The 25,876-nt window shown below is 40.6% G+C and carries 27 protein-coding genes; 12 read left to right on the top strand and 15 right to left on the bottom strand.

Annotation, left to right across the window (positions count from 1 at the left end; genetic code table 11):
- Positions 1–3: 3 nt before the first annotated feature.
- Positions 4–267, bottom strand: a complete 264-nt coding sequence (locus PSH48_RS03705; RefSeq protein WP_024033445.1) for a PepSY domain-containing protein — start codon at positions 265–267, stop codon at positions 4–6.
- 155 nt (positions 268–422) lie between these two features.
- A complete protein-coding gene (locus PSH48_RS03700; protein WP_054982640.1) occupies positions 423–725 on the bottom strand; it encodes a YciI family protein in 303 nt (100 codons plus the stop codon).
- A gap of 186 nt (positions 726–911) precedes the next feature.
- Here PSH48_RS03700 and PSH48_RS03695 point away from each other — a divergent pair, with 186 nt between their 5' ends.
- Positions 912–2,336 (top strand): sodium-dependent transporter, encoded by a 1,425-nt coding sequence (locus tag PSH48_RS03695; protein ID WP_054982639.1) that lies wholly within the window; start codon positions 912–914, stop codon positions 2,334–2,336.
- Between the two features lie 86 nt (positions 2,337–2,422).
- Here the strand turns inward: PSH48_RS03695 and PSH48_RS03690 are convergent, their stop codons facing one another.
- On the bottom strand, positions 2,423–3,064 hold the full coding sequence (locus PSH48_RS03690; RefSeq protein WP_024033448.1) for a CPBP family intramembrane glutamic endopeptidase: 642 nt from the start codon (positions 3,062–3,064) through the stop codon (positions 2,423–2,425).
- Positions 3,065–3,131: 67 nt separating this feature from the next.
- The gene (locus PSH48_RS03685; protein ID WP_004586799.1) at positions 3,132–3,707 is read right to left on the bottom strand and encodes an inner membrane-spanning protein YciB; all 576 of its coding nucleotides are present in this window, start codon (positions 3,705–3,707) and stop codon (positions 3,132–3,134) included.
- Positions 3,708–3,879: 172 nt separating this feature from the next.
- Here PSH48_RS03685 and PSH48_RS03680 point away from each other — a divergent pair, with 172 nt between their 5' ends.
- Entirely contained in the window at positions 3,880–4,149 is a 270-nt protein-coding gene (locus PSH48_RS03680; protein WP_004586798.1) for an HU family DNA-binding protein, read from the top strand.
- A gap of 400 nt (positions 4,150–4,549) precedes the next feature.
- Positions 4,550–5,128 carry a type 1 glutamine amidotransferase domain-containing protein gene (locus tag PSH48_RS03675; RefSeq protein WP_273586835.1) on the top strand — a complete coding sequence of 193 codons (579 nt, stop codon included), beginning with the start codon at positions 4,550–4,552 and terminating at the stop codon, positions 5,126–5,128.
- Positions 5,129–5,191: 63 nt separating this feature from the next.
- Here PSH48_RS03675 and trpA read toward each other — a convergent pair whose 3' ends face one another.
- Genes trpA through PSH48_RS03645 form a run of 6 tightly spaced genes read right to left on the bottom strand, consistent with a single transcriptional unit; the run spans position 5,192 to position 11,780 of the window.
- Complete coding sequence (gene trpA, locus PSH48_RS03670) at positions 5,192–6,013, bottom strand: tryptophan synthase subunit alpha (RefSeq protein WP_004586796.1); 822 nt, start codon at positions 6,011–6,013, stop codon at positions 5,192–5,194.
- Entirely contained in the window at positions 6,010–7,194 is a 1,185-nt protein-coding gene (trpB, locus tag PSH48_RS03665) for a tryptophan synthase subunit beta (RefSeq protein ID WP_138576822.1), read from the bottom strand. Before trpB ends, trpA begins: the two co-directional genes overlap by 4 nt.
- A 7-nt stretch (positions 7,195–7,201) precedes the next feature.
- Complete coding sequence (gene trpCF / locus PSH48_RS03660; RefSeq protein WP_273610922.1) at positions 7,202–8,566, bottom strand: bifunctional indole-3-glycerol-phosphate synthase TrpC/phosphoribosylanthranilate isomerase TrpF; 1,365 nt, start codon at positions 8,564–8,566, stop codon at positions 7,202–7,204.
- A complete protein-coding gene (gene trpD, locus PSH48_RS03655) occupies positions 8,559–9,596 on the bottom strand; it encodes an anthranilate phosphoribosyltransferase (RefSeq protein ID WP_024033453.1) in 1,038 nt (345 codons plus the stop codon). Before trpD ends, trpCF begins: the two co-directional genes overlap by 8 nt.
- Before the next feature lie 11 nt (positions 9,597–9,607).
- Positions 9,608–10,210, bottom strand: a complete 603-nt coding sequence (locus tag PSH48_RS03650; RefSeq protein WP_004586792.1) for an aminodeoxychorismate/anthranilate synthase component II — start codon at positions 10,208–10,210, stop codon at positions 9,608–9,610.
- Between the two features lies 1 nt (position 10,211).
- On the bottom strand, positions 10,212–11,780 hold the full coding sequence (locus tag PSH48_RS03645) for an anthranilate synthase component 1 (protein ID WP_055255700.1): 1,569 nt from the start codon (positions 11,778–11,780) through the stop codon (positions 10,212–10,214).
- A gap of 449 nt (positions 11,781–12,229) precedes the next feature.
- On the opposite strand from PSH48_RS03645, the gene rnm reads away from it, so the two are divergent.
- The 5 genes from rnm (at position 12,230) to PSH48_RS03620 (ending at position 15,792) form a co-directional block, all read left to right on the top strand.
- Positions 12,230–13,084, top strand: coding sequence for an RNase RNM (gene rnm, locus PSH48_RS03640; RefSeq protein WP_004586790.1), 855 nt, complete (start codon positions 12,230–12,232; stop codon positions 13,082–13,084).
- Positions 13,081–13,701, top strand: coding sequence for an L-threonylcarbamoyladenylate synthase (locus PSH48_RS03635; RefSeq protein WP_273610921.1), 621 nt, complete (start codon positions 13,081–13,083; stop codon positions 13,699–13,701). Before rnm ends, PSH48_RS03635 begins: the two co-directional genes overlap by 4 nt.
- A 5-nt stretch (positions 13,702–13,706) precedes the next feature.
- Positions 13,707–14,546 carry a segregation and condensation protein A gene (locus PSH48_RS03630; RefSeq protein ID WP_004586788.1) on the top strand — a complete coding sequence of 280 codons (840 nt, stop codon included), beginning with the start codon at positions 13,707–13,709 and terminating at the stop codon, positions 14,544–14,546.
- Positions 14,547–14,666: 120 nt separating this feature from the next.
- The gene (locus PSH48_RS03625) at positions 14,667–15,215 is read left to right on the top strand and encodes a cytochrome b (RefSeq protein ID WP_273610920.1); all 549 of its coding nucleotides are present in this window, start codon (positions 14,667–14,669) and stop codon (positions 15,213–15,215) included.
- Between the two features lies 1 nt (position 15,216).
- Positions 15,217–15,792: a YceI family protein gene (locus tag PSH48_RS03620; RefSeq protein WP_024033458.1), complete on the top strand. Its 576-nt coding sequence runs from the start codon at positions 15,217–15,219 to the stop codon at positions 15,790–15,792.
- 29 nt (positions 15,793–15,821) lie between these two features.
- Here the strand turns inward: PSH48_RS03620 and PSH48_RS03615 are convergent, their stop codons facing one another.
- Together PSH48_RS03615 and PSH48_RS03610 are read right to left on the bottom strand one after the other, a co-directional pair.
- On the bottom strand, positions 15,822–16,682 hold the full coding sequence (locus PSH48_RS03615; RefSeq protein WP_273610919.1) for a transporter substrate-binding domain-containing protein: 861 nt from the start codon (positions 16,680–16,682) through the stop codon (positions 15,822–15,824).
- Between the two features lie 131 nt (positions 16,683–16,813).
- Positions 16,814–16,981: a hypothetical protein gene (locus PSH48_RS03610; RefSeq protein ID WP_024033460.1), complete on the bottom strand. Its 168-nt coding sequence runs from the start codon at positions 16,979–16,981 to the stop codon at positions 16,814–16,816.
- A gap of 368 nt (positions 16,982–17,349) precedes the next feature.
- On the opposite strand from PSH48_RS03610, the gene PSH48_RS03605 reads away from it, so the two are divergent.
- Positions 17,350–17,895, top strand: coding sequence for a dienelactone hydrolase family protein (locus PSH48_RS03605; protein ID WP_126007355.1), 546 nt, complete (start codon positions 17,350–17,352; stop codon positions 17,893–17,895).
- On the opposite strand, the gene PSH48_RS03600 is transcribed toward PSH48_RS03605, so the two are convergent.
- Positions 17,892–18,695 (bottom strand): M61 family metallopeptidase, encoded by an 804-nt coding sequence (locus PSH48_RS03600; protein ID WP_273610918.1) that lies wholly within the window; start codon positions 18,693–18,695, stop codon positions 17,892–17,894. The two genes, PSH48_RS03605 and PSH48_RS03600, sit on opposite strands and share 4 nt — an antisense overlap.
- A gap of 167 nt (positions 18,696–18,862) precedes the next feature.
- Here PSH48_RS03600 and icd point away from each other — a divergent pair, with 167 nt between their 5' ends.
- Positions 18,863–20,113: an NADP-dependent isocitrate dehydrogenase gene (gene icd, locus PSH48_RS03595; protein ID WP_004586782.1), complete on the top strand. Its 1,251-nt coding sequence runs from the start codon at positions 18,863–18,865 to the stop codon at positions 20,111–20,113.
- Positions 20,114–20,125: 12 nt separating this feature from the next.
- Here icd and PSH48_RS03590 read toward each other — a convergent pair whose 3' ends face one another.
- Both PSH48_RS03590 and PSH48_RS03585 read right to left on the bottom strand, forming a co-directional pair.
- Positions 20,126–20,557, bottom strand: coding sequence for a hypothetical protein (locus tag PSH48_RS03590; RefSeq protein ID WP_004586781.1), 432 nt, complete (start codon positions 20,555–20,557; stop codon positions 20,126–20,128).
- Between the two features lie 1,095 nt (positions 20,558–21,652).
- Positions 21,653–22,600, bottom strand: a complete 948-nt coding sequence (locus tag PSH48_RS03585) for a LysR family transcriptional regulator (RefSeq protein ID WP_273610917.1) — start codon at positions 22,598–22,600, stop codon at positions 21,653–21,655.
- A 117-nt stretch (positions 22,601–22,717) separates the two neighbouring features.
- Between PSH48_RS03585 and aceK the strand changes: the two genes are divergently transcribed.
- Together aceK and PSH48_RS03575 are read left to right on the top strand one after the other, a co-directional pair.
- On the top strand, positions 22,718–24,493 hold the full coding sequence (gene aceK, locus PSH48_RS03580) for a bifunctional isocitrate dehydrogenase kinase/phosphatase (RefSeq protein ID WP_273610916.1): 1,776 nt from the start codon (positions 22,718–22,720) through the stop codon (positions 24,491–24,493).
- Between the two features lie 365 nt (positions 24,494–24,858).
- Positions 24,859–25,821, top strand: a complete 963-nt coding sequence (locus tag PSH48_RS03575; RefSeq protein WP_138684949.1) for a zinc-binding dehydrogenase — start codon at positions 24,859–24,861, stop codon at positions 25,819–25,821.
- Positions 25,822–25,876 lie beyond the last annotated feature (55 nt).

Here is a 25,876-nt window from a genome sequence, read left to right as displayed (position 1 = left end):
TTGCTAATCCTTTTTCACTTCGCCGGTTTTTTTATTTATATGTAAATCAACGACGTGGCCGTCAGATTTGAGTATACGTACAGTATAAAATTTTGCTTGTTCTGTAATTTTTAAGGTTTTACCGTCAGTTTCTTCTTTTGCAAGTATTACGGCTTTCTTTTTGCTGATCTCAGTTTTTTTAACTGCTTTGGTAACAGTCGAACTTGCGTGTACGGCGCCACTGACGCTAATACAGGCAATTAAACCAAGGGTTAATAATACACGCATGACGGGAACTCCTAGATCAAACCCAGCTATTCTAATTAACTAAGCTACTAAAACTCAAGTAAAAACGTCCAATATGCGCTTTTACGTTCGCCAGCTTAATTAATTAGCAGTGAACCAACCCTGAATTAAATAACGTTTTAAATTCAGGGTGTTCGTTACGCTGGTAATACTTTTTTATATGGTTTTACAACGGTGTTTGCGTAAACGCCGGCTGCAACGTATGGATCAGAGGCTGCCCATTCACGTGCTTTTTCAAGTGAATCAAATTCGGCAATGACTAATGAGCCTGTAAATCCAGCATCTTGCGGGTCTTCACTGTCGATTGCAGGCAGTGGGCCGGCAACAAATAAACGGTTTTGAGAGTCGAGTTCGCTTAAACGTGCTAAGTGGGCGGGACGGACTTCTTTTCTAAGCGGTAAGCTGTTTTCAACGTCGGTTGAATAAATCATGTACAACATAGTAATTCTCAAAAAAATGTTAAGTTTAATAACGCAAATACTAGCACAACGTTGATAGTTGGTGAACAAATTACCGTTAAAGCTAGGTTTACAGTTATTAATTATTTTTAGTGTGTAATTGCTTGAAAAGCGCGGCACAACACTGGTAGAGTCGCTTGAATAACTTAAAAATAACAAGGTTAATACATGAGCAATAATAGAGAGCATTTTAGCTCCCGTCTTGGCTTTATACTGGCTGCAGCAGGTTCGGCAGTGGGTATTGGCAACTTAGTAGGTTTTCCTGTGTCGGCAACTAAAAATGGTGGTGGTGCATTTTTACTTGTATACGCTTTGTTTGTTGCTTTTATTTGTTTACCAGTAATGATGGCTGAAATGGCCATGGGTCGTAACGCGCAAAAAGATCCACTTGGTTCGTACAAAGCGCTGGCAAATAACGACAAAAAATGGAAGTTTGCAGGCTTTTTGGCTGTATTAACGCCGTTTATGATTGCCGTATTTTACATGGTTATTACCGTGTGGATTTTTGGTTACTTAAGCCAAACCGCCATGGGTAATTTAGATGCATTGGCAGATCCGAGCCATTTTGGCAGCTTTATAAATAGCTACACTGTTTTTGGCTACATGGCTGTGGTGGTTATTATTGTTAACCTTATTTTATTGGGTGGGGTTAAACAAGGCATAGAAAAAGCCGCTAAGTTTTTAATGCCGGCTTTATTTGTTATGTTGCTTGCCCTTGTAGCGTATGTATTAACGCTTGATAACGCCATGGCTGGTGTTAAATATTATGTTATTCCTGATTTTTCTAAAATGAGCGCCAGCGTGCTTAATGGTGCACTAAGCCAAGCGTTTTTCTCACTATCGCTAGGTATGGGTATTTTAATGACGTACGCCTCTTACATATCTAAAAAAGATGACATTGTTGGCAGTGCTAAAATGGTGGCTATTACCGACTCATTAGTGGCATTTGTTGCCGGTTTAATGGTGTTACCGGCAATATTTAGTTTTGATCCTAATACCGACCCAGCCGCACTTTCTGACTCGTCTGTATCGATGATATTTGTATACTTACCTAAAATTTTATTAGCACTACAAAATGACATTGGTTATTTTGGTGCGTCTGCAGTGGCGTTTTCGTTCTTTTTATTAGTGTTTTTTGCAGCGATTACTTCGCTTGTATCAATTGTAGAAGTACCTACAGCGACCCTTAGCGACCGCAAAGGGATCAGCCGTAAAAAAGCTTTAGGTATTTTAACGCTAGCCACCGGTGTATTAACTATATTGTGTACTATGTCTTTTGGTATGGTTGATAGCTTAACGTCGTTTACTAGTTACGGCAGCGGTAATAAAAGCTTTTTTGATATTGTTTATGATGTATTTTACGACACTATATTGCCACTGAATGGTTTAATGGTGTGTTTATTTGTTATGTACCGCTGGAAAAAAGCGCGCCTAACAGATGAGTTAAGCCAAGGCTCACCAAATTACGCCGGTAGCTTTATGGAGAAATACGTTAACTTTTCGCTTTCTACGTTTATTCCGGTTATTTTATTAGCCATATTTATAAACACAGTAGCGACTAAGTTTTTTGCCTTTAAGTTATTTGGATTTTAGGCTATAAAAAAGTTGCTAAAAGCCGCGTATTAACGCGGCTTTTTTGTTTTTAAAATAGCGGCTTAGCTTGTTAGCTTGTTAGCTTGTTAGCTGATAGCTCCTGAGTCTAATGAACTGCCTATCCCCAGTGTAAACATCCACAATCCCCATAAACTATGCTCAATTACACACACTATGGTTGAGCGGCTTTGCGCGTAGGTAAACGAAAATAATAACCCGCCTAAAAATGCTAAGCCTACAGCCACCCAATTGGCATATACAATATGGGCAAGGGCAAACACCGTTGCGCTTACCACTATACGCACTCTTTTTTTGGGCATAATGCGTTTATAACGATGAAAAAAGTAGGTTCTGAAAATTAGTTCTTGTGGTAATACCGACAGCAGCGGGTATAGAAGCAGTAAAAGTAACCAGTTATAAAATGAGTGCAGCGGCATACTAAACCAATTTTCTTGGTGAATAATGCCGTAAAACACGCCTGAAAAAAGCGCTCCTAAAAAAAAGAAACTAAATAAACGGCGCTTTACCGCAGAAAACTGCCCCAGGCTTGTGAGTCTAAAACGCTTAAAGTGAGGGTCGTTCAGTAATAACATGCAGCACACACTCATTAAAACAATCAGTGCGGGTATTAGCCAGTTAGCTAGGTAACTACGAAGGGTAAAGCCTATTAAAGGCAATAAAACAAATATTAGGGTAAATTCAAACCAGCGGTATTGATTGGCGTTCAAGGTCGTCTCTGATTGATTTTTTTTACACGCTATCAAGCAAAGACGACATTTTTATGACGAAGGTGTTTTACTTTGCGGGTTCTTCTTCATCTGGGAAGTACTTATACAAAGCAAAAATAGTGATTAAAATACTCACAAAGGTAATGGCCATTAAACCAAACACTTTAAAGTTAACCCAAAAATCGAGTGAGAAATTATACGCAATGTAAATATTCAGCACTGCAATACCTGCGGTAATGGCAACCCACATTAAGTTAAGCTTATTCCACACCGGCTCAGGTACTTCAATCGCCTGTTTAGAGTCGTTGGCGTTTTCGAGGATTGAGCTAAGGGCTTTTTTAACAAGATTTTTATTCAGCACGTAGCGGCTAATTAATAAGGTAAGGCTTAGGCCGGCGTAAATTAACGTGGCTTTCCATTTTATATACTGCTCATCGTGGAGTACTAAGGTTAATGTGCCAAACACCGCTGCAATAGCAAAAAATAGCCATTGGCGGGCAGGTACATGGCCGTGCTTAAAGTAGCTATACGCAACTTGAATAAGCGTAGTGACCATTAAAAGGCCTGTTGCCCAGTAAATATCAACTAATTTAAATACCGCAAAAAATAATATTAGCGGGATGTATTCAATCAATGCGTGCATATACTACCTAAATTATACAAAAAGAAGTCAGGGAAGTTTTTACCACATAACACTAGGCAACTACAAGGTTGACTTGTTGCCCTGTAAGCCTTAGCCTGCGTGGCTTTAATTATCCATCATCATATTCCCACACTTAACCAACACTGATTAAGTGTGCATTTAGGAGCCTACAATGAACAAAGCACAACTTGTTGCCCAAATAGCCAAACGCAGTGAACTAACAAAAAAAGACACACAAGCAGCCCTTACTAGCTTACAAAAGGTAATTACTAAATCGTTATCTGAAGGCGACCAAGTGCAAATTAATGGATTTGGTACATTCGCTTTAAGCTACTACCCAGCGCGCACTGGCCGTAACCCACAAACAGGCGAAAGCATTGAAATAGAAGGCGCTAACAAACCCGTATTTAAACCAGCCAAAGCATTAAAAGATCTCCTTTAAATAGCAACTTGCATTGACCGGTACCAGTGATCAGTACCAGCGACTAGTTCCTGCAACCAATACTTGCTAATAGCCCGGTTACCTTTTTAGGTTTAGTTAGCGCTATTAATCATAAAATTATAGTTCGGCGCACCCCGCTAATAGGGTGCGTCTACAAAATAAATACCCAGTTTTTAGTTAATGCCTTACTACTTCATCTTGTAAGCAAAGCTTGTGTGCTGGTTTTTAATACGCACTTTAAATTAAGCTATGTAGATTGTTCAAACCCTCTAAATGATTTACATAGCTTTGACAGCTTTAATTTATATTATCCATTATTTTCAATAGGTTAAAATTGGCATCGGTTATGCTTTTAATAGGGTGATTGAAACAATTTATTAAACGCAATAAGGAGATCTATATGTCTACATTACAAACAAGCACTCGTTTACAAGGCAAAAAAATTGCTATTTTAGCCACCGATGGCTTTGAGCAAAGTGAGCTATTATCTCCACGTGATGCTTTACTTAATGCTGGCGCCGATATCGATATTGTGTCGGTAAAAGAGGGTGAAATCACCGGCTGGGATGAAGATAAATGGGGCGACAAAGTAAGCGTAGATAAACTTGTTACAAATGCCAGTGCCAGGGATTACGATGCGCTCATGCTGCCAGGTGGCTTATTTAACCCAGATACGTTACGCCAAGATAAGCACGCAAAAGCGTTTATAGACGGTTTTTTTGGCGCTGAGAAAAACAAACCCGTTGCAGCTATTTGCCATGCTCCTTGGCTACTTGCCGAAATTAATAAATTACGCGACCGTACCGTTACATCATTCCCAAGCATTAAAAGTGATTTAATCAATGCTGGTGCAAACTGGGTTGATGAAGAGGTGAGTGTAGACCAAGGTTTAGTAACAAGCCGCAGCCCTGCAGATTTAGAAGCATTTAATGCAAAATTTATTGAAGAAATTTTAGAAGGTAAGCATCAAGCTCACTAAGTGTAGAGCTTAATAAAAAAGGGCATTTAAAATGCCCTTTTTTAATGCGTAAATTTTAAGCTTTTACAGTGCGGTGGCCGCTTTCATATCAGCTACAAACGCTTTTAACTGCGTTGTCATCGCGTCTAAATCATTAAGGTTGGCTTCAATAATTTTAACAACGGCTGAGCCTGAAATAGCACCAGCTGCACCGGCATTTAGAGCGGCTTTTACATCATCGGGCGTAGAAATACCAAAGCCTAATAAAGCAGGGGCTGCATGGTATTCTTTTAGCTTAGTTACTATGTTACCCGCTGGCATTTGCGCTTTAGTATCGGTGCCGGTAACACCCGCACGCGATAATAAATACGTGTAGCCACGGCCGTAAGATGCACATTGGCGCAGAGTATCGTCATCGGCATTGGGTGTGGCAATAAATATTGGGTCTACACCGTTTGCCATGGCTGCTTTTCTAAACATTTTAGACTCATGCAGTGGTACATCAGCAACTAAAATAGAGTCTACGCCCGCTGCTTTAGCATCTTTATAAAATGTTTCTAAACCGCGTTTAAACACAAGGTTAGAATACAATAATAAGCCAATTGGAATATCTGCATTGTAATCGCGTATTTCTTTAATAATATCAAAGCAATCTTGCGTGTTAATGTTTACATCGAGAGCACGAATATTCGCCGCTTGAATAACGGGGCCATCGGCGATTGGGTCTGAAAACGGAATACCTAGCTCCAGTGCATCCGCGCCGCCATCAATTAAACTTTTAATGATGGCAATACTTTGCTCTTTACCTGGGTCGCCAATGGTAACAAATGGTACAAATGCACCTTGTTTTTGCTCATTAAGTGCAGCAAAGGTTTTACCGTAACGATCTGTATTTAACTGGCTCATAGTTGACCTCCTTGTGATAAAACGCTGTGTACGTGGGTTAAATCTTTATCGCCACGGCCACTTAAGTTAACCACTAAAATGCTTTCTTCTGTTTGCTCTTCGGCGTATTTAAGCGCATAAGCAAGGGCATGGCTTGATTCAAGAGCTGGAATAATCCCTTCGTTTTTAGCAAGTGCTTGGAACGCGTCAAGGGCTTCTGTATCGGTAATACCCACATATTGAGCACGGCCTGTTTCGTGTAAAAACGCGTGCTGTGGTCCAACTGCTGGGTAATCAAGGCCGGCAGATACTGAGTATGACTCTTCAATTTGGCCATCGTCATTTTGCATAATGTACGTATAGGTACCGTGCAATATACCTTTTGTACCTTTACAAATTGTAGCGCCGTGCTCCTGGGTATCTAGGCCTTTACCTGCAGGCTCTACACCAATAAGTTTTACACTTGGCTCGTCAATAAAGTCAGTAAACATACCAATGGCATTAGAGCCACCGCCAACACAGGCTAGTACGGCATCCGGTAAGCGTCCTTCTGCTTTTAACACTTGTTGTTTAGCTTCTTCACCAATGATTTTTTGATACTCTCGTACAATTGTTGGGAATGGATGAGGACCCGCAGCGGTACCAAGTAAGTAGTGAGCGTCTTGGTAGTTTGCAGACCAGTCGCGTAGCGCTTCGTTTACCGCATCTTTTAATGTGCCAGAGCCGGCGGTTACCGGAATAACTTCTGCGCCCATTAATTTCATTCTAAATACATTAGGCTGTTGGCGCTCAACGTCTTTAGCACCCATATAAATTCGGCATTTTAAGCCAAGTAATGCACAGGCTAGGGCTGTTGCCACGCCGTGTTGGCCCGCTCCAGTTTCGGCAATAACTTCTTTTTTACCCATACGTTTAGTTAGCAACGCTTGACCAAGTACTTGGTTGGTTTTGTGTGCGCCACCGTGCAGTAAATCTTCACGTTTTAGGTAAAGTTTTACTTTAGGGTTTTTAATTAAATTACGCGTTAATGTAAGCGGCGTAGGGCGACCGGCATACTCGTTTAATAATTTTGTAAACTCAGCCTGAAATTCAGGGTCTTTTTGTGCTTTGTTAAATTCGTTCTCTAACTGCTTAAGCGCAGGGACAAGTAGCTCAGGTACAAACATACCGCCAAACTCGCCAAAATAAGCTGGATTTTGCATTATAACCTCAATAATTTCTGATGCTTGTAAAAGCATTTTGTAATTTGATAGGGCACTTTTTACCCGCAGATTCTTCAACGCCTGAATTTAAATCAAGGCCTAGGGCACCTTGAGAAAGCGCGTCTTTTATATTGTCTGGATTTAAGCCACCCGCTAGCATAAAGGGGGTTGTTGCGTCGCGCAGTACTGCCCAATCAAATGCTTTACCTGTACCACCGGCTTGTGTATCGCTGTGGGTATCATAAAGATGGCGGTCTACGCCCGTAGCTGGGGTTGGCAATGTATCTTTAATTGCCTGTGCTTTCCAAATTTCACAACCTTTAGGTAACTGTGTACGTAATGCGGCAATGTAATCGTCACTTTCTTGACCGTGTAATTGTACTGCGGCAAGTTTTAGTTCGTGCGCGTATTGTACCACTTGCTGCGGGCTTGCATTAACAAAAACACCGACAAATTTAAGTGGCGCACTTTGGCTCAGCTCAATCGCACAATCTAAATCAACATAACGAGGCGACTTAGGGTAAAAAATAAGTCCACCGTACACTGCGCCGTTGTTGTAAGCGGCCTGTACGTCTTGTGCTCGGGTTAAACCGCACACTTTGTTATCACCTAAAATCACTTTTTTGCAGGTTTGTTCTAAATCGCGCTCAGCCATTAAAGAACTGCCAATTAAAAAGCCATCACATAATGGCGCTAGGCGTTTAACATCTTGATGAGTGTAAATACCTGACTCTGAGATAACCACTTTATCTTGTGGGATGAGTTTACGTAGCTTTTCGGTGGTTGCTAAATCAGTGCTTAAATCGCGAAGGTCACGGTTATTAATACCAATAATTTGCGCATCAAGTGCAAGGGCACGGTGCACTTCTTCTTCGTTACTTACTTCGGTTAATACCGACATGTTAAGCGAGTCGGCAACTGCATGTAGCGCTTTATATTGTTCATCATCAAGCACTGAAAGCATTAGTAATATAGCATCGCCGCCATAAATACGTGCCATGTAAACTTGGTACTCATCAATAAAAAAGTCTTTACAAATAAGTGGTTGCTCTACTTGGCTACGTACAAACTCTAAATAATCAAAACTACCTTGAAAGTATTTAGTATCTGTAAGTACGCTCATGCAGCTAGCATACTTTTTATAAACAGAGGTGATCTCGGTTAAATCAAACGGCTCTCTTATTAGCCCTTTTGAAGGAGATGCTTTTTTGCATTCTAAAATAAACTGCGTACCCGGCTTTGCTAACGCTTTATAAAAGCTGCGGCTAGTTGGCACTGCTAGGTGTTTAAAGCTCTCTAGTGGGCGCGCGGCTTTACGCTCTATTAGCTCTTGTTTTTTATCAGCAACAATTTTGTCTAATACATTAGCCATGACTTACCTCAATAATTGCATTTAATGTGTTCATGGCTTTGCCTGAACTTAGTAATGTTTGTACCTGCTGTGCGCCTTCTTTTAATGACTGTACTTTACCGCTTAGGTATAAAAGTGCAGCCACATTGACCACGATTGCAGCATTGTGCGCATCACTGCCTTTACCTTGTAAAATAGCAAGGCTAGCATTTGCGTTATATTGTGGGCCTTCACCGGCTAGTTGTTCAAGTGAATAGTTTGCAAGGTCAAAGTCGCTTGGGTTTAATGTGTACTGCGTTATTTCGCCATTGTTTAGCTCAACTACGTTAGTTGGGCCGTGCAGGGCTATTTCGTCAGTGCCAGAACCATGCACTATCATCGCGCGCTTAGTGCCTAATGTTTTAAGTGTTTGCGCCATTGGCATACATAAAGACTCATCGTAAACACCCAGTAATTGCACGTGTGGTGCAGCAGGGTTAGCAAGTGGGCCTAAAATATTAAAAATGGTACGTGTTTTAAGCGCAGTACGTACGCCCATCGCGTGGCGTACACCACTGTGATAATGCGGTGCAAACAAAAAGGTAAAATGGGTTTGTTCAAGGCAATGTGCAGCCTGTGCTGGGCTCATATCAATATTAATGCCCAGTGCTTTTAATAAATCAGCAGAGCCCGAATTACTCGATACACTGCGATTACCATGTTTTACCATATTAATACCCGCGGCAGCTGCAACAATCGCAGCGGTAGTACTAATATTAATCGTGTTTGAGCCATCGCCCCCGGTGCCGCAGCTATCGGCAAGTTGCGTGCTAGCGGTTGTAAAGGCAACGGCGTTTTCTCGCATTGACGCTGCAGCGCCGGCAATTTCATCGCTTACTTCGCCTTTTATTTTAAGGCTGATTAGCAATGCAGTGAGCTCTATTTCGCTCATGTTACCTTGCATTATTTGGTTAAATAATGCGTTTGATTGGGCATAGTTTAACGACTTGCCTTGAATAAGTTGCTCAATAGCGTATTGAACATTTATGGTCTCTTGTGCTTGGGTACTCATAATGTCCTCTATTAGTTGGTGCGCGTTAAGTACGCAACACTTTGTTGAAGTAGCATTGCACCATTTGGCGTAAGTATTGACTCAGGATGAAATTGATAACCTAACGCTTTATCGTCGTGGTGATATATGGCCATAGGAATATCGTCAAATTGTGCAATTACCTCAATATTTTCAGGTACCTTGGTTGCCATTAATGAATGGTAACGGGCTACGGGCATGGTGTTGCCCATTCCTTCAAACACCGGATGCGGGTTTAAATTAATGATTGATGACTTACCATGTACGGTTTCGCCAGCGTGGCCAATTACTCCGCCATAACTTTGTGTAAGTGCTTGTTGCCCTAGGCAAATGCCCAGCATGGGGAAGTGACCTTTAGCCAGTTCGATTAATTCCATTAAGCAACCTGCATCACTGGGTGCACCAGGTCCTGGCGAAAGCACTAATAATACTTGCCCAGGCTCTTGGCGCATTTTATTAAAAATAACCTCTGCGCTTATGTTATTTCTGTATACCACAAGCTCACAGCCCAGCATGGTTAGTTCATCAACAAGGTTGTAGCTAAACGAATCAAAGTTATCTAAAAAGTATATTTTCATTGGGTTTGCTGTGCTCATTTTATACCGCCTCATAAGTCGATTTTATGGCGGTGATCACCGCTTGGGCTTTAGCGCGGGTTTCGTTAGCTTCGGCTTGTGGATCAGAATCGTAAACGACACCGGCACCTGCTTGCACATACGCGGTATTATTTTTAACAAATGCTGAGCGAATAACAATGCAGCTATCCATTGCACCATCGCCTGTTAAATAGCCTACTGCGCCACCGTAGCTGCCACGGCGTTTGCCTTCGGTTTGGCGTACAAGTTCGGCGGCACGTACTTTAGGAGCGCCTACTAGCGTGCCCATGTTCATACACGCTTGGTAAGCGTGCAGTGCATCAAGCTCAGGCTTTAATGTGCCCACCACGCGAGAAACCAAGTGCATTACTTGCGAGTAGCGGTCTACTTTTAATAGCTCTTTTGCATGGCGCGTGCCGGCTACACTAATGCGTGCCACATCGTTACGAGCTAAATCAACCAGCATTAAATGCTCTGCACGCTCTTTTTGATCGTTTCTTAGTTCAAGCTCTATACGGCTGTCTAAATCTGGGTTGATTGTGCCATTGGCAAATTTTCCACGAGGGCGAGTACCGGCAATAGGGTAAACTTCAACTTGTTTGCTTTGTACTTCGTATTTAAGCGCAGACTCAGGTGAGGCGCCAAATAAAGCAAATTCTTCATCGCGCATATAAAACATATAAGGGCTTGGGTTTTGCTTTTTAAGCTGGCTATATGCGTGCAACGAATCAGGGCAGGGCAGTGAAAACGTACGCGAAGGCACAACCTGAAAAATATCACCATCAACGATGTTCTTTTTAAGCTTAACCACTTGCTCGCAGTAAGTTTCATCGCTTATATCAACACTTACATCGCAGGTGCCTGTTTGCATAGGCGCACTAAACTCTTCTGCTTTATCGCATAGGGCATTTAATCGTTCTAGTTCTTTACCTACCTCAAAACAATTAGCGTGTACGTCTGGGCCATTAAACACATTACCAATAAGCTCGGTGGTTTGTTTTTGATGGTCGATAACCACTAAGGTTTCGGCTAAGTAAAATACGTAGTCTGGGCAGGTGTTTTCGCCATCGGGTACGTCGCTTAGCTGCTCAAAATTAGCCACCATGTCGTAGGCAAATACACCGCCTAAAAATACCGAAAACGGGTTTTCGGTGGTGCTTTTGATACTGTTTATACAGGTGCGTAGTGCGCTAAATGCATTATCGGCAACCAGTTTACTTGCCTCGTCAATGTCATTAGAGCCGCCTTTATAAACAAGAGTAAGGCTTGTGTCGGTTAAGGTTGCATCGCAGCTTTGTACATTGGCTCTTAAATACGGCAGTAACTGTTTACCGTTATTAGATTGTGCGCTTACCGTGACGGTTTTACCTTGGCAAACAATGCGCAGCGCGCAGTCAACTAAAATTAAGCTTTTGACACTGTCTTTAGAATCAATTTCGGCTGATTCAAGCAGTAGCGAATTAGGCTTATCAAGTGCTGCATAAAGTGCAAGTGGGCTACTAATGTAGTCGCGCACTTGCGTTATGCTAGTAACTTCGCCTGGTGTGGTAGTTATATGACTAAAAATCAAACCTCATTCCCTCAAAAAATAAAACCCCGCAATGCTTTTGCAATGCGGGGTTTGAATAACGATATCTAAATTACAAACAGATCATTACCGTCCCGCTATATCAGGCGCCACCACCAACGATGTGTAAGAGTAAGACCGTTATTCATGTTTTTTTGCCTCAAAATAAAAAATTAAATACGTAAAATTTAGTTATAAAAAAACCCGCATAGTTGCGGGTTTTGAATATTTGCTAGACACGACAATTCATCACCCAAAAATTATGAGTGCCACCACCAAATAGTGTGTTGAATTGAATTGATCATTTTTATTAATTCTTAATGTGTCTTAAAGTGGCTACAGTAAAACGTATTTAGCGCTTTTGTGTCAAGTGTTTATTTAAAACAATTTAGTCAAAAAAGTTGTTATACTTATATAAACATCTATTACCCTTAAATTTAAGCAGTTTTCTTTTGATAAAATACGATTTACACAGCCATACAACGCATTCAGACGGACATTTAACAGTTGAGCAATTATTAAACCGCGCCGTAGAAAAAAACATTGATGTGTTTGCAATAACCGATCACGACACTGTGGCTGCTATTACGCCGGCAAAAGCGTTTATCGAAACAGAAAACTTACCGCTTAAGCTTATATCTGGCGTAGAAATTTCTACCAAGTGGGAAAGCTTTGAAATACATATTGTTGGGCTAAATATTGATATAAACAACAATGCCCTTACATCATTGTTATCGGCGCAGCAGCAAAAGCGTGATGAACGCGCCATTGAAATTGGCAAAAGGCTGGCAAAAAACGGTTTTGATGGCATTTACGAGCAAGCCAAGGCGCTGGCAGAAAACGCCCAAATTACCCGTGCCCATTTTGCGCGTGCATTGATTGAAAGAGGCGTTGCTAAAAATTTTCCTGGGGTATTTAAAAAATACTTAGGGCGCAGCAAAACAGGTTATGTTCCAAGCAATTGGTGTGATATGCAAACAGCCATTAGCGCCATTCATGCTGCAGGCGGGGTTGCGGTACTTGCACACCCAGGGCGTTATCAAATGTCTAATAAATGGTTACGTAAGTTACTTGTGCAATACAAAAGTGACGGGGGCGATGCCATGGAAGTTGCGCAGCCGCAACAAGCGCCTACTGAACGCCAATTTTTAGGGCAATTGAGCCAAGAGTACGGTTTACTGTGCTCGCAAGGTTCTGACTTTCATTTTCCAACTAGTTATTTAGAGCTAGGTAAAAACTTATACTTACCCAAAGACTGCCAAGGGGTTTGGCAAGTGTGGGAAGGGCAAGAAGGAGCATTATCATGAGTCAATTAATTCATATTCACCCAGCAAACCCACAGCCACGACTTATTAGCCAAGCGGTTGATATTATTAAACAGGGCGGGGTTGTTGTATACCCAACAGATTCGGGCTACGCGATAGGGTGTAACCTCGGTAATAAGCAAGCAAAAGAGCGCATTGAGCGTATTCGTGGAATAGAAAAACACCATAACTTTACGCTGGTATGCCGTGATTTATCTGAGCTGGCAACTTATGCCCGTGTAGATAACCTAATGTTTAGGCTTATTAAAAATAATACGCCAGGGCCATACACCTTTATTTTTAAAGGCACAAAAGAGGTGCCAAAGCGGTTATTAAACGATAAGAAAAAAACCATTGGTATGCGCGTTATAGAGCATCCAATTGCATGTGCATTACTTGCAGAGCTTGGGGAGCCGTTAATGTCGTGTTCGTTAATTTTACCTGGAGAAGAGTTTACAGAATCAGATCCAGATGAAATTTTAGCGCGTTTAGATAAACACGTAGATTTAATTATTGACGGCGGACACCTTGCAGAGCAAGCAACCACGGTTATTGACCTATCAGAAGACGATATTCACATTTTACGTGTAGGGTGTGGCGATACCAGCCCGTTTGAGTAACCTTGGTGAGTGATTCAACACAGGGCGAAAAAAAGACTCAAAGTGAGCCAGTGCAGCAAAAGCTGCCACTGGCTTTTTTGCATGGCAAAGCCGTTGTAGATAAACCTGAAGATTTATACATTCCGCCCGATGCACTTGAAATTATTTTGGAAACCTTTGAAGGACCGCTTGATTTACTGCTGTATTTAATAAAAAAGCACAAGTTAGATGTGCTCGAACTCTCTATTTTTAGCATTACTGAGCAATATGTCAGTTATGTAGAAATGATGAGTGAGTTTCAGTTAGAGCTTGCCGGTGAGTACTTAGTAATGGCAGCGTTATTGGCACAAATAAAATCGCGTCTGTTATTGCCTGTGCACGAGGAGCTCGAAGAAGAGGAAGACCCCCGCGCAGAACTGATCAAGCGTTTACAAGAGTACGAGCAGTTTAAAAAAGCAGCCGAAAATATAGATGCCATCCCCCGTGTAGGCCGTGATATTTTCGTAGCACATGCAACTATGCCGGTTATTGAAAATACCGCTCAAAACCTGCCAGAGCTTGAGTTAAAAGATTTAATGTTAGCACTGAGCGACGTGATGGCGCGCGCCAAAACATTTGAGCATCACCAAGTGACAGCAGAAATCCTCTCTACCCGTGAGCGGATGAGCCAAATTTTAGCCCAGCTGAGTAACGCAAAAAAAGCGCTGCCGTTTAACGATTTATTCACCCTTAGTGAAGGGCGAAGCGGTGTAGTGGTTAGCTTTATTGCTATGCTTGAGCTTATAAAAGAAGGCTTAATTAGCTGTTTGCAAGTCTCACCTGATAGCTTAATTTACATAAACCTTACCGACACGCCTAATAGCTAACTAGCAAAAACCTGTAGCTCAAGTTGTATGTGCGTATATGCACAGATGCTGTTTGTATACGCTATTTTAGTTTTTCTTCACCCTCTATATTCTTAAATTATTGAATTTAGAGGAACCCACATGTTTAAAAATACGCCCACATCTTATGGCCTTATTGCCATTATTTTACACTGGTTGATGGCTTTGACCGTGTTTGGTTTATTTGGCTTGGGCTTATACATGGTTGAGCTAACCTATTACGATAGCTGGTATAAAGGCTCATTGGATTTACATAAAAGTATAGGTATAACGCTCGCCGCAGTGCTTATTTTTAGAATTTTGTGGCGCGTATTCAGCCCCAAACCTCGCCCCCTTAGTCAAAATAAAACAGTAAACCACATTGCAAATACCGCGCATATTGTTATGTACCTAATTTTAGCAGTCATTGTAGTGGCGGGTTATTTGATTTCTACCGCCGATGGCAGAGCAATCGCCGTTTTTTCGATATTTAATGTACCAGCTCTGGATTATAACTTTGATGGACAAGCCGATATTGCCGGAAAAATTCATTACTACGGTGCGTGTACATTAATTGGCTTGGCTGTTTTGCATGCACTGGGGGCATTAAAGCACCACTTTATTGATAAAGATAAAACCTTAACAAGAATGATCAAACCAAAGGAATACTAACATGAAAAAACGACTAGTAAGTGCAGCTCTATCGGGTGTAATGATGTTATCGGCCACTGCAAATGCAGCAGATTATGTAATTGATACGCAAGGGGCGCATGCATTTGTTACCTTTAAAATTAAGCATTTAGGCTACAGCTGGCTACACGGGCGATTTAACCGTTTTGATGGCAGCTTTAGTTACGACGCTAAAACGCAAACAGGGTCTAATATTTTAGTAAATATAGATACTGCAAGTTTAGACTCTAACCATGCTGAGCGTGATAAACACTTACGCGGTAAAGACTTTTTAAATGTAGATAAATACCCAACAGCAACATTTAAAAGCACCAATGTGAAATTTACCGATGATGATACAGCCACTGTAACGGGCGACTTTACTTTACATGGCGTAACTAAACGCATTACGTTTGAAATGGATAAAGTAGGTGAAGGGCAAGACCCTTGGGGTGGCTACCGTGCTGGTTTTGAGGGCGAAACCAGTTTAAAACTCACCGATTACGGCATTGATTATAATTTAGGCCCAGCGTCTACCCATGTTGATATTGGGCTGTCTATTGAAGGTGTGCGTAAATAATAAAGCGTAGATTAAATAAAAACGCCACTTTATTTAGTGGCGTTTTTATTTTTTGTAGCGTGAATTCTTGATTCTAACAAGGGTTTTAAATGTGGGGGTAACCAGCGTAACATTACTTGATGGTATTGCTCGGTTTGCTTAATTTTTTTTAATTGCTCATCTAATAGTTGAATATTTTTAGCTCCTTGCTCATTTTTAGTGCAGCCAATATAGCCATAACTTAACGGTGGCGCTTCAACAATCGCTCGCTGAGTTAGGTTTTCTTCAAAGTACATAGATTTAGCTAAGTAATGGTGCTCACTTGGGTAACCTAATAAAATATCTAAGCGCTTTAAATTAAGCATATAGGTAAGGCTGGCTAAACTATTGCGCGTTGGCCGAATAACAATATCAACATCGGGGGTGTTATTTATTACACTGTCGAGTTGCTCGCCGTATGAGCGGTTCATAGATACACCTAACGTGAGTTTTTTTTCTGCTAGTAAATCCTGCAACGACACCGGCTCTGAGTTAGGCACTTCTAGTGAATGCGCTAAACCTTTATGCATAGCAATGGAAGGTGAAAGGCCCGTGGTTGAGCTTTGCTCGCTAAAGTGAATAAACTTTTCTCTAAATGCATTTTTATAAAGTGATAGGGCACAATGTGTGGCCGATTTGTTGGCCAGTTCTTGCGTAACTTTGCCAGAGGGGATAACAAGGCGATTAAACGTGATGTGCTCAAGTTGTTGCTCGAGTAAGGTTATAACGCTTTCATCACGCCCCTGGTGTTGGTATTTTCCATTTAAAATGTAATAGGGCGCAAAGTCGTGTGTTAGCCAGTTAATCGTATTGGCGTAACTGACTGAAGAAATGCTTAAATATAAGGTGATACACAAAAATGCACGGAGCATTACTACAACTACCTAAAACAATGAAAGTATCGCTATTGTAGTCAATTAAGTGCAACAAAGTAAAATGCCAGCTACAAAGCTGGCACATTTTATTAACATTAACTGCTTAAGCAGTTAATTGCTCGCAATGATTAGTTGGCTTTTAACCATTTTACAAATTCGCGCGCTTCGCTTGCTTTTTGAAACATTGCGTTTTTCAAACCTTGTGTATCACTAAAAATAACACGTTGTTTGTTTACAGAAATTGATTGCACCGGATGGGCAATTTGGATCATAGATCCATTGTATTTATAAGACATAATAAAACTCACTTTATTCTTGTTATTTACTCTGCGCTATTTTTATAGCCAAATGCAGTTAATAAATTAACGATGTTGTGTTTAGCTTCATTACAGTGTTGACGATCTTTATGACACTTTTGCGATGATATTAAAAAAATCATCAAGGTATTAATAGGGGTTCTCGCCGTACAATAACTTAGCTTTAAAATATACGTTTTGCGGGGCTTACTGGATCAGGGTAAAAAGGTTAACCGCGGTGGTTTTTAAAACCAGAGAAGAAAGGTAACCTAAATAAAAAATGTGTGCAAGCTATTTATTTAAAAATTATTTATACTTAATTTTATCAACTGCTTAAACGCATGGATTTTAACCTTAAAAAGGTAAGTATGAATTACATAATAGTCAGCGATATTTATGGTGTAACAGCACCTTTAGTGAGGTTGTTAGATATTATGCAAGGCAATACAGAGGTTATAGACCCCTACAAAGGAGAACTGCAACCCCTTGATAGTGAAAAGTATTATTATAATAAATTTATAAATTCCTGTGGCCATGACAATTATGTAGCTAAGCTCTTAAATGTATTTAATAACCTTACAGAGCCAACAGCCTGTATAGGGTTTAGTGCAGGCGCAAGTGCCGCGTGGCGCGCACAGTTATTAACAGGCAATCCACACCTAAAAAAGCTCATTGGCTTTTACCCTTCACAAATTAGAAATCATTTAGATATTGCGGCAAAAGTACCTTGTACGTTTATTTTTCCACATACCGAAATGCATTTTAATGTAGATGAAGTGATAAGTGCTTTAGCCAGTAAAAGCCAAGTTACGTGTAACAAAACACCGTTTTTACATGGTTTTATGAATGCTTACTCTACTAATTACAATGTAAAAGCATATGATGAGTATTGCGCACTTATTAAAAGTACTTAAAGTGTATTTAACTGCGTTTTAGTAATAACAGGAAAGTCAGTGCGCGTATTATATTGCGCGTACAAGGTAGTAAAAATACTACTGCGTGAGAGCTTATCTAGCTCTTTTATGAGCGTTTTAGCACTTGTGCGCGCAGCTCTGCAGCATAGTTGGTATTGCTTTATTATAGCGGCAACGCTTTTACCTTGTTTGTGAAGGGCTAGATCGGCTTCTACAAAAAATGCAGCTCCTGTCCAATAAACCCGCTGTTGTGCACGTTGCTTCCACATATCACTTGAAAGTTTATTAAGTGGCTGTTGCTTTGTTTTAGTTTGTAAGCGTGCTCGATCAAACCCTGCGTTTAGGCGCTGAACAAATTGCGCTTGGCTAATGACACCGCTGTTGCGCATTATTACGTTTTGCATGTAACTGGCAAACCCCTCGCTTAACCAAAAGCCAGAGTAAGGCAGTAGTGGCAAATATAAATGTGAAAGCTCATGGTAAAGCGTCCAATCTTTTGTAAATGCATTTAAACTTGCGTAGCGGTCAATATGCAGCTCTAATCCATCGGGATTATTTCGTTTTATGCTAGCCCATGGCACGGGTTCAAAAGCAAAATATTGTGGCTTTAAATAAATAGGGAGGGTGCTTTGTTGTAATGGGCCTAAGGTATTTTGTGTTTTTTTAAGGCTTTGATTTACCCAAGTAACTACCGTTTTTTGACCCTTAGTAGTCAGTGCGTCTAAATTATGAATAACCACATCAACAGCTGAGGCTTTTAAAGAGCACATTAATAGCAATAACAGCCAAAATAATTTCATTTATACCTCCTAAATACGCGCTTGATACTAGACCCACTATTTACGTAATTAAGCACATGTTATTCGTTATTTTTTTAACTAATATCAATTATAAAAAGCAAATTGCATACATGCTCAATCAAGCATGATTTAATTAGGTAACACTATTTTTAGTATAGGTATTAACCATGGCTTATCAGCATATTAAAATTCCTGAGCACGGACAAAATATTACTATTGATGCCAAAGGCCAATGGCATGTGCCTGTAAATCCTATTATTGCTTATATTAATGGTGACGGGGTTGGGCAAGAGGTCACACCGGCCATGCAGCATGTGGTGAATAATGCCATTACACACTGTTATGCAAAGGAGCGAAAAATTCACTGGATGCAAGTATATAACGGCGAGCAAGCAGCAAAGTTATATGATGGCGATTGGTTCCCAGAGGAGACGATTAACGCAGTACGTGCGTGTAAAATAGCAATTAAAGGGCCGCTAACTACACCTCTTGGCGGCGGTTTTCGCTCATTAAATGTGGCGCTAAGGCACGAGATGGATTTATTTGTAAATATGCGCACTGTTAAAGGGCTAAGTGCGTTGCCATCGCCATTAAAAAATCCATTTTTAACTAACATAACAGTGCTGCGTGATAGCAGCGAAGATGTATATTCAGGAATAGAGTGGCAAGCTGGCAGCGTAGAGAGCGAGAAAATGCTCGACTTTTTATGTGAAGAAATGGGAGTAACGCGCCTAAGGTTTTCTCAAGAGTGTGGCATAGGTATAAAAAATATATCTAAAGAAGGCTCCGAGCGCCTAGTACGCTATGCAATTAATTACGCCCTTAAAAATAACAGCGAATCGTTAACGCTTGTGCATAAAGGGAATGTACTTAAATTTACCGATGGTGCCTTTAAACGTTGGGGGTTTGCCTTAGCCCAAAATGAGTTTAACGCTACCCCACACGAAAACGGGCGCTGGCTTGAAATAGCACGCGCTAATAAATCGCCTTTAATTATTAAAGAAGTGATAGCCGATAACATGCTGCAACAATGTTTAATGAACCCAGAGCAATTTGATGTGGTAGCAACCACAAACCAAAATGGCGACTTTTTAGCTGATATGCTCAGCGCACAAGTTGGCGGAGTGGGCATTATGCCGGCTGCTAATTTAAATAACGATGTGGCATTTTTTGAGCCAACCCATGGCACGTTTGAGAGAATAGCAGGGCAAAACAAAGCAAACCCAAGTAGCAGTATTTTAAGTGCCGTTTTAATGCTTAAGTTTATGGGCTGGGATGAGGCGGCAACGCTGATTGAACAAGCGCTCGAACAAGCACTCAAAAGCGGTAATGTAACCTTTGATTTAACGCAAAATATTAATAACTCGACAACCCTAAGCTGCAGTGACTTTGCACAAAAGGTTATCGAGTATTTTTAAGCAACTCCATTATTAGGCCGCTGTGGCTGTTTTTGCCTTGTGTACACATGGGCGATTAGTAAGCTGTGCAGCGCGGTGGTAAATATCGTGTGCATTAGGTTCATCGCACTGAGTACCGCTAAGCGTATCCATTAATGCAACTACAATAATAGCCGGTACTTGGCAGCAGTATTCATCAAGTACTGCCTCGGTTGTTTGTGCATCTACATGGCAAAGCGGGTGGTTTTTACGCTGGTACGCATGCAGTAGCGTATCTACTTCTAAAATGTCATCGGGTTGGTGCTTTGTTTTACGGCACTTACAACCAAACTCATCAACCAAGGTAGCAAGTGCTTGGTATGTCTCAGCTGCATTGGTTTTAGTGCATAACTGTTGGGTAATAAACTGATGTAAATTAGCATCAATAAATAACCCGTCTTGTTGTGTGAAGCTTGATGTTGTCATAATCATTACTCTTAGTTTGTTGGCTTAACTTCACTTTAGCGCTAAGTGTATTATTAATGAAATTGTTGTTTTCAATAACTGATATTGATTTTATCAATAGTAAATGACAGCTAACCAAAAACCACTTAGCATGCTTATTTAAAGTGGTGCAAAAACCTATAAAAATGCACAAAACTGGGACACACTAAATAATAATTAAAAGCATAATTTGATTAGGTGTTTGATTTTAAAGTTTTTTATTTTTGTGGTGGGTTGGCATCAAGGTTGCTAAATATAAAGGGTAGGGTTCACTCCTATTTCTACGATTTCAAAAGCGCCATGGTATTTTCCCAAAGTTGAATACCCTGGCGCTTTTTTATTTTTAAAAGAGCAATGCGCATATAATAGTTGTGATAAAAACGACAAAATAAAGTTTATGATGCCAGTTTTTCTTATAATTTTTACGATACTGTTTGATCATAATATCAACATCTTCTTTAGAAAAAACATGTTCACACCGATAGCAAACGTGCATTCCTTTTTTAATAAATGCGCCACATTTTATACATCTATAAATATAGCTAAGGCGGCTTTCGCATAGGTAAGGATATTCTTTTTTATTTTTCATAATTGTTATTTTTGAGCGCTTTTTTTTGTTTTACTATCGTTTCTATACCGTGCGCGACGGTTATACACCCTAAGCCTATTGCACCAAAAATAAAAAAATAGAATTTTTTAGGGCTCGATTCGATAGAAGCAATTACCCGTTCCCCTCCTTTATTATGTATAACGCCATCATTATAAGTAAAGTAGCTCCATAGAATGAAAAACAACCCTAGTAAAATAGTTACGTATGCTTTGGTTTCTTTCTTTGAGTTTTGCTCTGTTATTTCTAATTGCTTTATAACCTTAGGGTCCACTCTCTTTGGGTTGTTTAGCTCTTCTATTAGATGTTTGTATCTTTGCGGGTATTTGTTTGCATCAATAGTTTCTAGTGCTTCATGTAATTCTTTAAGTGAATAATTGGAGTAATCAATGTTGATAGTGATTTTCCTTAAATCTTTTTTAATACATTTTGAGCTGTAATCAGAATTTTAAATTAAAGAAAATTACTAACTACCTATCCGCAATTGTTTTAGCAAACTCAAGCAACTCACGGCGTAACCACTGGTGTGCGGGAGCATGGTGAAGTAGTGGGCTCCATATCATTTTTACCTCAATAGGGACTATTTGAAACGGTACTGGGCTAATGACTAAATCGGTATGTGTGGTTAATAATTTAGCCTGCCTGCGCGGTAAAGTAGCAATAAGTTGCTCTGATTGGCATAGCAAACTTGCAATCATGTAGTGGCGTGTAAACACCCGTATTTTACGTGTTTGTTCTAGCTGCCAAAGTGCTTCATCTACCCAGCCTAGCTTTTGCTTGCCAGACTTATTGGTAACGGCAGCTTCTGGCCCCCAGCCTGCACGGTTTACCCAAATATGTTCTTTTAGTAGGTAATCATCAAGGCTTGAATGCTGTAAAAAGGTATTTTTAGGGTGGGTTAAACAGCAGTAATTATCGCGCCAAACACTGGCTTGATGAAACGAGCGAGGCAAGCCGTTAAAACGGTTTATAGCTAAATCAATAGTGCCTTTTTCCATATCTTGCAGGTTTACATCGCTTGGACTCAGTACATCAAAATTAACCCCCGGGTTTTTAGTTAACTGCTCAGTAATAAAGGGGGCAATTAAGGTCGACTCCATGTAGTCGTTTGCCATTATTCTAAAAGTCACCTCTGCCGTTGCTGGGTTAAATTGCTCACTGGGCTGAGTAATCGCCTCTGCCATTTTTAAAAGAGACTCTATTTCAGGCTTTAAGCTAAGTGCTTTGCTGGTGGGGGTCATAGAGCCTGCGGCGCGTACAAGTAGCGGGTCGTCAAATAAATCACGTAATCGTTTAAGTGCGTTACTCATGGCAGGTTGTGTTAGTGCGAGTTTGTTAGCCGCTTTTGAAACACTTTTTTCATCAATGAGCACATTTAAGTACACTAATAAGTTGAGATCGACGTTACGTATATTCATATGATCAATTTTATTTATATGCTTTATTAATTACCTAAATTAAAGCCTGCTTGCTAAGGTGTAAACAATTAATAAAAAATAACCGCTATAAGTGGTAAAAATAAAAGTGTTGTAACCATGTCAAAATCGTTAACTAATCAAACCAATAATGCGCTACAGCAAGTTATTGCTACTAAGTTGGCCCGCGCTGTTTTTGCAGGCTTTGAAGCAATGTTTGCGCAGTTTTTAAATATTACGCTAGGTGCGCAAAGCCGGTTTGAACAACAAAAATATCACGATGTGCAAACTGCCATGCGCGAACGCTTACAAGTGTACGAACGGGAAGTAAAAAATGTCAGTGAAGCTGTGAGAGTTATTGCTTACTCTGAACTGAGTTGTCCGCAAACTTGGCAGCTAGCTAAAAATATATACGGCGATATGGTGCAAAATCATGAAAACAAACCCATAGCGCATACCTTTTTTAATTCTACCTTTGGTGCAATTTGGGACGATAAAAAAATTCGAACCGTACATTTGTTTGTATTAAAAGCAAAATACAGAAGCGAGCCGCGTTCGTATGAAAATTTAGTAAGGAGAATATCGTTTAAAGATGGGTTTAACCACGCTGTCAAAACGCTCATTACCCGCCAAGCTTTTAGAGTACCTTTTAGTCATTTAGACGCCGATTTACAGGCATTGCAAACAACGTTAATGGCCGGTGCAAAGCAGCAATGCAAACAAGTGTATGAGCTTATAAATTTAAACGACGGGTTTATAGAATACGCAAATTCATTATTTTTTAGAAATAAAGCCTGTTACTTAATAGGGCGCTGTATCGCTAAAAATGGCGATAATATGCCTTTTGCTATCGCCATATTAAATACTAATAAAGGGTTAAAGCTTGATGCCGTAATGATGGGCGCCGATCAGTTAAGTTTACTGTTTGGTTTTGCTCGTACCTATTTTATGGTTGATACCGACCAACCCGCGCGCTATGTAGATTACTTAAGCGTGCTGATGCCTCATAAAAAACGCTTTGAGTTATTTAACGCCATTGGCTTTATTAAGCACGCTAAAACAGAGTTTTATCGTTACAAAGTTGATACCACTAAAAATAGCCCTACTAATTTTAAATACGTGACAGCCCCAGGTACACCGGGCATGGTTATGCTGGTATTTACCATTGAAGGGCTAGACTACGTTTATAAAGTAATAAAAGATAAATTTAGTGCACCAAAAACAGCCACCAAAGCGCAAGTAAAAGCCAAGTACAACTTTGTAAAGCAAGCCGACCGCGTAGGGCGCTTAGTAGATACACACGAATTTAGGTATTTAGCGTTCGACCTCAGTCGCTTTAGCGACGAGTTACTTAAGCAAATGAAGGCACAAATTGGCAGCAGCATGGTCATATCGGGTAAGGCGCTTATTTTAAAGCATGTGTATGTTGAGCGAAAAATGACGCCGCTTAATTTATACATTAATCACTGCTCTAACAAAGCATTACAACAGGTTATGACCGACTACGGTAAAGCGATTAAAGACTTAGCCGGCGCAAATATATTCCCAGGCGATATGCTAATGAAAAACTTTGGCGTAACCCGTTGGGGGCGCGTTGTTTTTTACGACTTTGATGAAATTTGCCCATTGACTGATTGCCACTTTAGAGATGTACCTAGCGCACAAAACGACCTAGAGGAGCTAAGCGCCAACAGTTATTTTGATATAGCAGAAAACGATATTTTCCCCAGTCAGTTTAAGGTGTTTTTTAGCGCAAACGAAACGGCATTTAACTATTTTAACGGCGAACATAACGATCTGTTTTTAGCTGATTTTTGGCAAGCTTGCCAACAACAAATTAAATCAGGCTTTTTACCTGACGTATACCCGTATAAACAAAGCTGGCGGTTTAAATAAAAATAACTAACCCCATGTCTAGCTAGGGCCTGTTTATCTTTCGAGGTTAAATTTGCAGCCGTCTGTGTGGTAATTAGGCAAGGCAGAGCCTATGTAGTGTGGTTGTTCCCCATAAATAGGCGATAACGTAGCATAAATGCCAAACAGGCGCTGCCCGAAGGGTTTCTGCCTAGAGGCTATTTACTCTTTGTTGCCTACATGGATGTAGGTAAGGGGCGTGAGCAGGACGCGGAAGCTTTGCTCGGCTTTTACTTAGCCCACTAGGTTACAAACCTCGCGCCGCGATTAAATGGCCCCTAGATTGAACAAATTTTAATCCTGAAAGGTTAACAGGCCCTAATTAAAAGGCTAAATACGGAGCATTAATGAAATATATTTCTCATGAGGGTGGCACCCTTGCATTTAGTGAAACCGATAAACCGGTTTTAAAAAGCCACGAAGTGCTAGTAAAAGTGTCTGCTATAGGTGTAAATCGCGCTGATTGCATGCAGCGCCAAGGTAAATACCCAGCACCAACTGGGGATAGCCCCATTTTAGGTTTAGAGTGCGCAGGCACAGTGGTTGAGCTTGGTTTTGATGTTGATAAAAGCTGGCTTAATAAACGTATTTTTAGCTTGTGCGCAGGCGGGGCTTACAGCGAGTACGTTGCCATAGATGCTAAACAATTAATGGTATTGCCAGATGATTTAACCATGGTAGAAGGTGCAGCTATTAGCGAAGTGTACCTAACAGCATTTGGTGCGCTTTTTGAACTTGGTAAATTACAACAAGGCCAAACAGCGCTTATTCATGCAGGGGCAAGTGGTGTAGGCGGTGCGGCTATTCAAATGGCTAAAAGTGCAGGTGCAACGGTGGTTATAACTGCCGGCTCAGATGAAAAATGCGAGCATGCAAAAGCCCTTGGCGCCGATCATGCCATTAACTACAAAACTACTGACTTTGTAGAATATATGCAAGCAAATGAGCTTTTAGCAAATGCAATTGTAGATCCTGTATCGGGCAGTTATTTAAATAAAAATGCGGCTATTGCTGCCATGGATTGCCAAATTATTATGCTCGCTTTTTTAGATGGGCGTTTTGCTGAGGTTGATTTTGCAGCGCTATTACGTAAACGTATTTCGTTTCATGCATCAACACTTAGAAACCGTAGCATTGAGTTTAAACGCCAATTACGCGATGACCTAGTTGCGCGTTTTTACAATGATATTGCTACTAAAAAGTACGACTTTAACGTGTATAAAACACTACCGTGGAGCGATGCTAACGAAGCGCATGCTATTTTAGAGCGTAATGAAAATGCCGGTAAAGTGGTATTACTTGTAGAATAACCACCCAATGTAACACTGAGGCGTGTGTTGGCGTTGTTAATGCATGGCTCAGCTA

Origin of the sequence: Pseudoalteromonas sp. Angola-4 (genome assembly GCF_028599265.1) — a bacterium.
Classification (GTDB): domain Bacteria; phylum Pseudomonadota; class Gammaproteobacteria; order Enterobacterales; family Alteromonadaceae; genus Pseudoalteromonas; species Pseudoalteromonas atlantica.
This window is presented reverse-complemented; position numbering and strand designations above follow the sequence as displayed.